The sequence below is a fragment of the Rhizobium sp. Nf11,1 genome (assembly GCF_050587665.1).
In the GTDB taxonomy this organism is placed as follows: domain Bacteria; phylum Pseudomonadota; class Alphaproteobacteria; order Rhizobiales; family Rhizobiaceae; genus Rhizobium.
Window position 1 is genome coordinate 25,705 of record NZ_JBOBHU010000034.1, and the last position, 9,916, is coordinate 35,620.

A 9,916-nucleotide genomic window follows, 5' to 3' on the forward strand; every position below is an offset into this window, starting at 1 on the left:
TTACGTTCCTCCTCCGCTTGTCCGGCGACATGCCGGGTTAAGATCAAACGGCTCCCCGCCGCGATTTGCTGAAGCGGTCGATGAGAACCGCGATGAGAATGGCGGCACCGGTGACGGAGCCCTGCCAGAAGCTGTTGATACCAATGAGATTGACGCCGTTCTGAATGACGGTGATCATCAACGCCCCCAGCACGGCGCCGACAGCGGTTCCGGTGCCGCCCAAGAGGCTTGCTCCGCCGATCACGACCGCGGCGATGGCCTGCAGCATAAGGCTCGATCCCGCCGTGGATTCCGCATTCAGTATGTACGAAATCGTCAGCAGACCGGCAAATGACGCCAGAAGCGAAGACGCGACATAAGCCATGAACTTCGTGCGCTTGACGGGAATGCCTAGCAGGTACGCCGCCATGGAACTGCTTCCGACCGCATAAAACCAGCGGCCTGCGACCATCTTCTTAAGGAAGAGCTCGATCAGGATCAGAAGAACAACGCAGAACAAGATGTAATTCGGAACGCCGGGTATCATGCTGCCGCTGTTAAGCAGCCAGAAATCAGGATCGCCGATCGGCATCGATCGTCCGTTTGTCACGATGAACGCCAAAGATCCGGCGACCGCGAACGTGATCAGTGTGACGACAAAAGGCGCCAGGCCTGCGATTGTCACCAAAAAGCCGTTGAGGGATCCAAATACGAGCCCGACGAAGAGCCCGATGAGACCTGCCGAGAGACCGCCGAAACCGCTCGACATTGCCTGCGCTGTCACCATGCCGGTGAGCGAGAAGACCGACCCGACCGATAGATCGATGCCGCCGGTTATAACGACCAGAAGGACGCCGAGCGACATGATGATGAGCGGTGCCCCGGCCTGGGTGATGTTCGCAAAGTTGCCCCATGTCAGCGCCTGGGGAACTTGAGACCCCACGGCGAGCGCCAGAAGCACGATCGCAATGGCAATGGCGATCTCCGTACGATAGGCGCTGAAGAGGCTTTCCCTTTGTTTTATGTCAGGTGTCGTCGTTGCAGTCGAAGCGGTCGGTGCGTGCGTTCCGGTCATGCTGCCATTCCAGTCAATGTAACGAGTTTCTCTTCGCTGAATTCGTTCTGCTCCAGGACGCCAGCACATCTGCCTTCGGTGTCGAAGGCGACGACCCGGTTGCATACTTCCAGCAGTTCGACATTCTCGGTCGACCACCAGACGATGACGGTGCCGCTGGCGGCCATCTGCCTGATGAGCTGATAGATTTCACGTTTGGTGCCGATGTCGACGCCTCTTGTGGGCTCCTCGAGGACCAGCAGCCGGGACGGAACACCCATCCAGCGTGCGATCAGGAGCTTCTGCTGCGTGCCGCCGCTCAACGTGCTAGGCAGGTCCCAGACGGAAGCCGCTTTCACCTTCAGAGCCTTCAGAAGGTCGAGGCACTCGGCACCTTCCGATCCGCCTGCGATCGCGGCACCGCGGACAACCCGTCGCGACGCCATGACGTTGTCGAGGATGGGCAAGCTGTGGAGCACGCCCTTGTGGGCCCGGTCGCCCGTGATATATCCAGCTCCAAGACGAGCGGCTTGACGCGGAGACTGGAGGCGATCCGGCCATCCGGCGCGCGCGACAGTCCATCTTTTCCTCCGGGCCGCTCCGGTCAGCCCGTCAATCAGCATCGCAGGTCCGGCTGGGGCTCCAGCGACCCCGAGAATTGTGCCAGGACGCAGTTCCAGTTTGAATCCTTGCTCTTGGATCGTGAGCGTGTCCGTCGCGGAAGAAGCGTCGAACGTGACCGCCGACAGGCGGGTCGGCTCGACCGCGTGGGAGGCCGCCACCTGGCCCATCTTCTCGATGATCGCGGCGTCGGACAGCTCGTTTATCGCCTGCCGGTCCACGACCGTCCGTCCGTCACGAATGATTGTGCAGACGTTCGCGATTTGCCTGATCTCCTTCATGCGATGGGAGACGAACACGACCGACAGCCCATTTTCGCGGGTCAGCTTCCGCAATACCGTAAACAGCCTTTCCGTTTCGAGGGCGGTGAGATTGGCCGTTGGCTCATCCAGGAGGATCAACTCCGCGCCCGATGAGAGAGCCCTGGCAATTTCGACCATCTGGCCCTCGTGAAGGCTCAGGCTCCCGACAAGCCTGTGCAAACAGGTGGCTGCGAAGCCCTGGTCGATCATGCGCAGGGACTCGAAGGCCTGTCTTGCGGCCGCCGTGCGTCTGAACAGACCCATGCCTTTCCGGTGATGCGGCAAGGCGATGTTTTCCGCCACGGTGAGATGGGGCAGAAGCGCCAGCTCCTGGTGCACCACAGCAACCTTCGCCCTGCCCTCAATCTCGCTCCGCTCCCTGCCGTCATCGTCGAAGAAGCGGATATCGCCGTCGTTCTTCGAAGCTGCGCCAGTGATGATCTTGATCATCGTCGACTTCCCGGCGCCGTTCCCGCCAAGCAGTGCATGAACTTCGCCACGCGCAACCGAGAACTCGACGCCTTTAAGCACCGACGTCGCACCATAGGACTTTGTGAGTCCCCGGACCGTCATGACGTTCGTTAAAGTTTCACTCATCGAACGCTCCTCAGTAGATCGTCAGCGCCGGCACGAAGCTGACCGCCAGCAGGAGAAGCATGGCCATGCCAAAATATGGCCAGAGCTCGTTGGTCGTCGTTCCAAGAGGGGCTTTTGCGATGGACGAGGAGATGAACAGCGTGGTGCCAATCGGCGGCGTATAGAGCCCGATCCCCAGATTGATCACCATCATCAGGCCGAGCTGGACGCGATCCAGACCGATGGAGTCGGCGAGAGGGACGAAGATCGGTCCCAGCAACAGGATAGCCGGTGGCATGTCGAGCGGCATGCCGACGACGAGCATGATGACGTTCATCATGAGAATGATCACGATCGGGCTGGAGATGTGAGTGGAAACCCACTCCGCCATATGCTGAGGCGCCTGGTCGAACGTGAGCACCCAGCCGACCGCGGCGCTCCCCATGATCACAAGCATGACCACGCCCGTCGCGACGCCCGCCTCGACCATGTTGTCGCAGAAACGCTTCCAGCTCAGGTCTCGGTAAAAAAGAATGCTGAGCACGAGCGAATAGACCACCGACAGGACCGAGACCTCCGTCGGCGTCGCAAGGCCGAACCGAAGGAAGATGATGATCAGGATCGGCAGAAGGATCGCCGGAAGGCTCTGGAGAGCCAATCGCGCCAGCTCGCGCTTGCGGACATTCACAGCCGCCGCGGCATAACCCCGCCTGACGGAGATGTACCAGCATACGAGCACGAAGCTCGTGGCCATGATCAGACCCGGAATGATGCCTGAGATAAAGAGGTCGCCCACGCTGACGCCACTGATCAGCGCATAGAGGATCATCGGAATTGACGGCGGTATCAGCACGTCGATGACGGCCGAGGTCGCATTGTTAGCGGCACAAAGCGCGGGAGGAAAGCCTTGCTTCTTCTGCCACGGGATAAGCACGGATCCCAGCGCGCTCGCATTCGCGACGGCAGAACCCGAGACGCCGCCAAACACGACTGAAGAAACGACCGTGGTCGAGAGCGGTCCGCCCCTCCAGCGCTGCATCGCACGAGATGCAAGCTCCAATAGCTGACGGCCGAGTTCGCCGCCCAGCATCAATGTCCCTGCCAGCATGAAGAATGGAAGCGCCAGCATCGGGAAGGACTGGGTCTGATCGTAGACCTGCTGGGCAACGACCGAGAGAGGCACGTATCCGTTGAAGAGCACTCCGAGGCCCGCCGCGATGATGAGCCCATATCCAACGGGAACAGCAAGCACCATGAGGACGCAGAAGGAGATGATCATGACGATGGTCATAGCGCGAGCTCCTCGGGGCTGATTGCAAGTCGGTGTTCCCAGCCCGATCTCAGAACGCGGGCGGTCGCAGCGATCGTTACGATGGAGACGAGAACCGCGCCGGTGGAAAGCGAGTAGTATCCGATGCTGTTCGGTAGCTGCAGAACGGCGCTGTGTTCCGCGCCTGCGATTTCGGCCACGACGGTCGCTTGGTAAGCCAGTACCAGAAATGCCGCGACGCTGATGCCGTTCGCCACGATCAAGGCCGCCGTCCGGACAGCGCCATCCAGCTTTCCGTACAGCCACTCCACGGCCATATGCCCGCCGGCGTGGGCGGCCATGACGATGCCCGCGATGATGAACCAGGGGAACATCAGCATCGGCAGCTCCTGGGCGAATGAGAGGCCTCCGCTTGTCGATAGGTATCGAATAACGACATTGGCCGAAGTGACCACTGTCAGGCCGATGCCGCTGATGATGATCACCAGGCGCGCAAATACGACGATCATTCCGGCGACCAATTCGATGGCCGAGTAGAACCTGCTCATGATGCCTCCCTGTCGTAAGTGGGCGTCAGCCCTTCGCTGCAGCTACCACCTGTGCGACAAAGTCGCCGAACGGCTTCTTCTTCCAGATATCCGCGACAGGCGCGGTGGCCTTCACAAAGGCATCGTGGTCGACCTCCACCACCTCGACAGCGGTATTCCTCCTGAAGTTCTGGAGCACCTCGGCTGCCTTATCGCTCGAGAGCTTGCGCTGAAGGTCCCCGGCCTCCTTGGCAGCCGCCTTCACGGCTTCTAGGTCGGCTCCAAGCCGGGCCTGAGCTATTTTCGACATCAGGAAAGGCGTCGATTCCCACTTATGGGCGGTCAGGCTGATGTACTTGTTGACTTCGTAGAGCTTGGAGCTTTCGATATTGGCGAGCGGGTTCTCCTGCCCGTCCACGACGCCCTGCTGCAAGGCGATATAGAGTTCGCCGAAGGCGATCTGTTCGGTCCCTGCACCCAAGGTCTGGAAGATGTCGATCGTCATGGGATCAGCAGGTGTTCGGATCTTCATGCCCGACAGATCCGCCGGAGTGGTCACCTTCCGCTTAGAGTTGGTAAGATGGCGGATGCCGTTGTCCCACCAATCGAGCGGAACGACGCCGACGGCTTCGAAACGCTTGCCAAGTTCTGCCCCTACCGGTCCATTGAGGACGGCCATCGCCTTGTCGGTATTTTCGAAAAGGAACGGCAGGCCAAGCGCGCTCAGCTCAGGGACGATCGCCGAAGTGGCGCCCTGGCTGTTGGCGGTAAAGTCGAGCGCGCCAGTCCGCAGGCTGGTCAGCATGGCGGAATCGCTGCCGAGCGTCTCCGCACCCGCGACGTTAATCTGGACGCGCCCTTCAGTCTTTTCCTTGACGAGCTGCGCGAATTTGTCGGCCGCGACGGTTCTGGGATTACCCGGCGCTGCTCCATGACCAAGCGTGAGTGTCGTAGCGGCGGCACCGGCGAATCGGGCGGATAGCACGACTGCGGGGGCCGCAAGGACCACCGCGGCAGTCGCCAGGAAACTGCGTCTCTTTACTTGAAAGCTCATATCATCCTCCGTCATAAGCTTTTCTTTTGTCGGCCGGCTCTCCTCAACCGGCCATGTGCATCACGTCGAAAGCCAGGCTTTCACCGCCTCCGTGACCTTGAGTGTCGAGAGACCGTACTGGTCGTGAAGCGTGGGCAAGGCCCCTGCTTCCAGAAACTGGTCCGGCAAGCCAATCTGGCGGAAGGCGGGGGGCGCTACGCCGGTGCGCATCAGGGCTGCTGCGACAGCCTCGCCGAGACCGCCGATAACGGTGTGGTTCTCTGCCACGACTACGAGGCGCCCGCCTTTCCGGCATTCGGCGATGATTGTCGCCTCGTCGAGAGGCTTGATTGTCGGAACGTGCAGGACGGCTGCGTCAACGCCGTCCTTCTTAAGCTGCTTGGCGGCATCGAGCGCCCGCATCGTCATCAGGCCAGACGAGATGATCAGAGTATCCTTGCCGTCTCGGATGAGCTTCGCCTTGCCGAGCTCGAACTTGTAGCCGTACTCCTCCAGAACCACCGGCACGTTGCCGCGCAGAAGACGCATGTAGACCGGCCCCTTATGGGCGGCGATCGCCGGAACCGCTTGCTCGATTTCGCTTGCGTCGCAGGGATCCAGGATCGTCAGGTTCGGCATTCCTCGGAACATCGCTAGATCTTCCGTCGCCTGGTGGCTAGGGCCATAGCCCGTGGTCAGGCCAGGAAGAGCGCAGACGATCTTCACGTCGAGCATCTCCTCGGCGATCGCCAAACAGATGAAGTCGTAGGCTCGTCGAGACGCGAAGACGGCGTAAGTCGTCACCCAGGGCTGAAAGCCTTCGCGCGCCATTCCAGCGGCCGACATCATCAATAGCTGTTCGGCCATACCCATCTGGTAGAAGCGGTCGGGATGCGCCGCGCGGAACACGTGCAGGTCCGTATATTTCGCGAGGTCTGCTGACATGCCGACGATACGGTCGTCTCGACGGGCCAACGCTGCCAATGCATTGCCGAAGGGTGCAGGCTTGGTCAGCTGATCCGGGCCGGCAATGGATGCGATCATCGCCGAAGTCGTCAGGCGAGGCTTGTCGCCGCCGTTCTCGAGATGCGCTGGCCGGATATATTTCGAACGCCTCATGCTTCCGCTCCCGCATCGATGATTCTGAGGGCTTCAGCCCATTCGTGAGGCTCCACCCGGAGGAAGTGGTTTCGATCACGCGCCTCGAGGAATGGCACGCCCTTAGCCATCTTCGTGTCGCATATGATGATGCGAGGTCTTGCATCCGTGTGGGTGCGAGCGAGGTCGAATGCCTCGACAAGCGCATTGATGTCGTTCCCGTCCACCCGTTGAACGAACCAGCCGAACGCCTCGAATTTGGGAGCGAGCGGCTCAAAATTCAGGACACCGATCGACGGACCGTCGGCCTGCATCTGGTTGACGTCAACGATTCCGATCAGGTTGTCGAGCTTGTAAGATCCGGCCGACATCGCTGCCTCCCATGTCGAGCCTTCGTCAAGTTCGCCGTCGGAAAACAGGTTGTAGACGAAGGATGACGATTTCTTCCGCTTCAGAGCGAGAGCCATCCCGACCGCGATGCCAAGTCCATGTCCGAGCGATCCTCCGGTGATCTCCATGCCGGGCGTGTATGCCGCCATGCCGGACATGGGTAGGCGGCTGTCGTCGGTGCCGTAGGTCTCCAATTCGTCCTCAGGAACGATCTTGGCCTCGATCAACGCTGCATAGAGCGCGATGGCATAGTGACCGATCGACAGCAGGAACCTGTCGCGTCCTTCCCATTCCGGGTCCTCCGGCCGGTAATTCGTTGCATGGAAATATGAGACGGCGAGCACGTCGGCGACGCCGAGCGCCTGCGCGATATAGCCCTGCCCCTGAACTTCACCCATGCGCAGCGCATGACGCCGGATGCGCCGGGCCCGCTCGGTGAGGCTGATGTTGTGTCCTATCTGGGTCATGTGGGTGTTCCTGGTCGTTTGGCGACGGATCTCAGTGGATGAGCATGCCGCCGTTGACGTCGATCACCGCACCGGTGACATAAGCGGAGAGGTCTGATGCGAGGAACAGATAAATATTCGCGACGTCGGTCGCTTCACCGAGCCGGCTCAACGGAATGCCCTTGATGATGTCAGCACGCATCTCCTCGGTGAGCTTGCCGCCGGTAATGTCCGTCTGGATAAGTCCAGGCGTTACCGAGTTGACGCGGATTCCAGCCGGCCCGAATTCGCGAGCCATCGCCTTGGCGAGGCCAAGCACGCCTGCCTTGGCGGCCGAATAATGAGGGCCGCCGAAGATCCCGCCCCCGCGCTGCGCCGAGACTGAAGACATGCAGGCGATCGATCCGCCGCCATTGTCGCGCATATAGGGTATGAAAGCCTGGCTCAGGAACAACACGCCGGTCATATTGACGGCGACAATCCGTTGCCAATCAGCATCCGTGATGTCTAACGTCTTGACGGGCTGAGTAATACCAGCGTTGTTGATCAACGCATTGACGGCCCCGAAGGAAGCAATGACCTCGGAGGCAGCCCTGGTGCAGGAGTCCTTGTCGGCAACGTCGCAGCGCAGGCCAATGTGGACCCCGGCATCAATGGTTGGCAAGCTCGCAGCCGCTTCCGCAGCGGCTTCTGAATCGATATCGAGGATCGCAATGCGAGCGCCGTGCTCGGCGAAAAGCTGTGCGGTGGCGCGACCAATGCCGCGCCTGCTCGCCGCGCCCGAAATGACCGCGGTCTTCCCATTCAGTAGCATGTAATCTCCTCCCGATGCTTCCCGAGCATCTGGCAAATCATGAACATGTCAGTCGGCTTGCAAAGCCGAAACTGCCGCAGTCGACGACGTTCGACAAACGCGAAGTTTACAACGGTAGGTGAATCTGGTTCACTAATGACATGTTACAGATGGCTTCTCTCTCCGCTGTCCGCATCTTTGAAGCTGCAGCCCGGCTTGCTTCTTTTAGGGCTGCCGCAGAAGAGTTGCATCTGTCGCCGAGTGCCGTCAGCCACGCCATTGCGAAGCTGGAACGGGATCTGGGCACATCTCTCTTTGAACGCAGCACACGCAGGGTCACCCTTACCCTCGCAGGGCAGACACTCCTCTCTCATGCATCCAACGCGTTCGAGGAGCTTCGGCGCGGAGTTGAGATGATTTCATCGAACAAGGCGCATCTTTTGCGGGTTCATTGCGCACCCAGCTATGCCGCGCAGGTGCTGTCGGCACGACTTCCAGACTTTCTCAGCAAGAACGAAGGCGTTGAAGTCAGAGTGGCGGCAAGCACGAATTACGCACGGTTCGTCGACGGCCTCTTTGACGTCGATATTGTTTACGGCGAGCCTTCCAACCGAGAAGACCTCATCGTCGTGCCACTGGGAGAGGAAATCGTATCGCCCTTGTGCAGTCCGAAAATGGCAGAGCGGCTGAAAACGCCGCGTGATCTTGAGCGCCTGCCGCTCATCAGAAGCGACTTGAAGCGCATCCAATGGATCGACTGGTTCGAACTCAACAATCTCGGCCCCCCTCCTCTTCCTGCGATGAGCTTCGACAGAAGTTTCCTTGCGGTCGATGCAGCGGCAAATGGTCTAGGGATCGCTTTGGAATCCAATACTCTCGCAAATCGGGAATTGAAAAGTGGTCGGCTCGTGCGGCCCTTCACCAATAGCAGGGACAATCGCTACATCGGGCACTATTTGGCTTACCCAAAAGCTGGTAGCCAACGCCGGCTCTCTAAGATCTTTGCGGATTGGATCACGTCGTCATCGCCGACATGAGGCGCGTTGACGAGGAACCTGAAACCCTGGGTTCGCCACCCGAGTGGACTCGAAGCATCGACTAGTTGATTTCCCCTCGAGCGGCATATCGGTGATTTTTGGAACCGGAGTGAAACTACGCCGCGGCGTCTGTGATCAGCCGGCCGAAAAGGCGGGCCAACTTGCAAAGCGACCGCGGGATCCGTCTCAAAAGTCGACGACGAGACCCTTGGCCTTTAGCACCGGTTCCAGCTTGCTGACCTCGATGACCGACTTCCCCTGTTTGTAGGCTGCGATATAGCCGGCCTCGGCATCTTCGCGGACCTGCGAAAGCCTGGCGGCTTCCTGCGCTTCCTGCCTGCGCACAACCACAAGTCCATCGGCATCGCCAACGATGATGTCGCCGGGATTGATGATTTCGCCGCCGACGATAATCGGGTCGTTCACTGCCGCGATAGTTTCCTTCACAGTCCCCTTAATGCAGACGCTGAGCGAGAAGACGGGGAAACCAAGTTCCCTTAGCTGCAGCGTATCGCGCACACCGGTATCGGTCACGAGACCGCCGATGCCCTTGGCGAGGCAGGCATTGGCGAGGACGTCGCCGAACGAGCCGGCTTCTTCGTATTCGCCGGCGGAGACGACGATGATGTCGCCGGGCTTTGCATAGTTGATGGCGAGCTGCAGCATGATGTTGTCGCGCGGCGCGCATTTCACCGTGAATGCCGGGCCGCACAATTTCATGCGATAATCGACGGGTTTGAGGCGCGAGGAGAGTGCGCCGCGGCGCCCTTGGGCTTCGTGGATTGTCGCG

The 9,916-nt window shown here is 60.0% G+C and carries 10 protein-coding genes; 1 reads left to right on the top strand and 9 read right to left on the bottom strand.

The annotated features are described in order from the left end of the window. Positions 1–43: 43 nt before the first annotated feature. Genes ACQ7C1_RS30045 through ACQ7C1_RS30080 form a run of 8 tightly spaced genes read right to left on the bottom strand, consistent with a single transcriptional unit; the run spans position 44 to position 8,110 of the window. Complete coding sequence (locus ACQ7C1_RS30045; RefSeq protein WP_430960954.1) at positions 44–1,054, bottom strand: ABC transporter permease; 1,011 nt, start codon at positions 1,052–1,054, stop codon at positions 44–46. Then, positions 1,051–2,553, bottom strand: coding sequence for a sugar ABC transporter ATP-binding protein (locus ACQ7C1_RS30050; RefSeq protein ID WP_430960955.1), 1,503 nt, complete (start codon positions 2,551–2,553; stop codon positions 1,051–1,053). Before ACQ7C1_RS30050 ends, ACQ7C1_RS30045 begins: the two co-directional genes overlap by 4 nt. A 10-nt stretch (positions 2,554–2,563) precedes the next feature. Further along, entirely contained in the window at positions 2,564–3,823 is a 1,260-nt protein-coding gene (locus tag ACQ7C1_RS30055; protein WP_430960956.1) for a TRAP transporter large permease subunit, read from the bottom strand. Next, positions 3,820–4,350: a TRAP transporter small permease gene (locus tag ACQ7C1_RS30060; RefSeq protein WP_097600202.1), complete on the bottom strand. Its 531-nt coding sequence runs from the start codon at positions 4,348–4,350 to the stop codon at positions 3,820–3,822. The genes ACQ7C1_RS30055 and ACQ7C1_RS30060 overlap by 4 nt, the downstream gene beginning before the upstream one ends. A 25-nt stretch (positions 4,351–4,375) precedes the next feature. Beyond that, on the bottom strand, positions 4,376–5,383 hold the full coding sequence (locus tag ACQ7C1_RS30065; protein WP_430960957.1) for a TRAP transporter substrate-binding protein: 1,008 nt from the start codon (positions 5,381–5,383) through the stop codon (positions 4,376–4,378). 60 nt (positions 5,384–5,443) lie between these two features. Continuing rightward, on the bottom strand, positions 5,444–6,481 hold the full coding sequence (locus tag ACQ7C1_RS30070; RefSeq protein ID WP_430960958.1) for a transketolase family protein: 1,038 nt from the start codon (positions 6,479–6,481) through the stop codon (positions 5,444–5,446). After that, a complete protein-coding gene (locus ACQ7C1_RS30075) occupies positions 6,478–7,317 on the bottom strand; it encodes a transketolase (protein WP_430960959.1) in 840 nt (279 codons plus the stop codon). Before ACQ7C1_RS30075 ends, ACQ7C1_RS30070 begins: the two co-directional genes overlap by 4 nt. Positions 7,318–7,348: 31 nt before the next feature. After that, on the bottom strand, positions 7,349–8,110 hold the full coding sequence (locus ACQ7C1_RS30080) for an SDR family NAD(P)-dependent oxidoreductase (protein ID WP_430960960.1): 762 nt from the start codon (positions 8,108–8,110) through the stop codon (positions 7,349–7,351). A gap of 140 nt (positions 8,111–8,250) precedes the next feature. Between ACQ7C1_RS30080 and ACQ7C1_RS30085 the strand changes: the two genes are divergently transcribed. After that, a complete protein-coding gene (locus ACQ7C1_RS30085) occupies positions 8,251–9,126 on the top strand; it encodes a LysR substrate-binding domain-containing protein (RefSeq protein WP_430960961.1) in 876 nt (291 codons plus the stop codon). Positions 9,127–9,312: 186 nt separating this feature from the next. Here ACQ7C1_RS30085 and ACQ7C1_RS30090 read toward each other — a convergent pair. After that, the coding region (locus ACQ7C1_RS30090) for a 4-carboxy-4-hydroxy-2-oxoadipate aldolase/oxaloacetate decarboxylase (RefSeq protein WP_430960962.1) at positions 9,313–9,916 on the bottom strand (604 nt) is incomplete at its 5' end.

Bases quoted from the DNA above. Each gene is read 5' to 3' on its own strand.
- ACQ7C1_RS30045 (WP_430960954.1), bottom strand. From the start codon at position 1,054: ATGACCGGAACGCACGCACCGACCGCTTCGACTGCAACGACGACACCT.
- ACQ7C1_RS30050 (WP_430960955.1), bottom strand. From the start codon at position 2,553: ATGAGTGAAACTTTAACGAACGTCATGACGGTCCGGGGACTCACAAAG.
- ACQ7C1_RS30055 (WP_430960956.1), bottom strand. From the start codon at position 3,823: ATGACCATCGTCATGATCATCTCCTTCTGCGTCCTCATGGTGCTTGCT.
- ACQ7C1_RS30060 (WP_097600202.1), bottom strand. From the start codon at position 4,350: ATGAGCAGGTTCTACTCGGCCATCGAATTGGTCGCCGGAATGATCGTC.
- ACQ7C1_RS30065 (WP_430960957.1), bottom strand. From the start codon at position 5,383: ATGAGCTTTCAAGTAAAGAGACGCAGTTTCCTGGCGACTGCCGCGGTG.
- ACQ7C1_RS30070 (WP_430960958.1), bottom strand. From the start codon at position 6,481: ATGAGGCGTTCGAAATATATCCGGCCAGCGCATCTCGAGAACGGCGGC.
- ACQ7C1_RS30075 (WP_430960959.1), bottom strand. From the start codon at position 7,317: ATGACCCAGATAGGACACAACATCAGCCTCACCGAGCGGGCCCGGCGC.
- ACQ7C1_RS30080 (WP_430960960.1), bottom strand. From the start codon at position 8,110: ATGCTACTGAATGGGAAGACCGCGGTCATTTCGGGCGCGGCGAGCAGG.
- ACQ7C1_RS30085 (WP_430960961.1), top strand. From the start codon at position 8,251: ATGTTACAGATGGCTTCTCTCTCCGCTGTCCGCATCTTTGAAGCTGCA.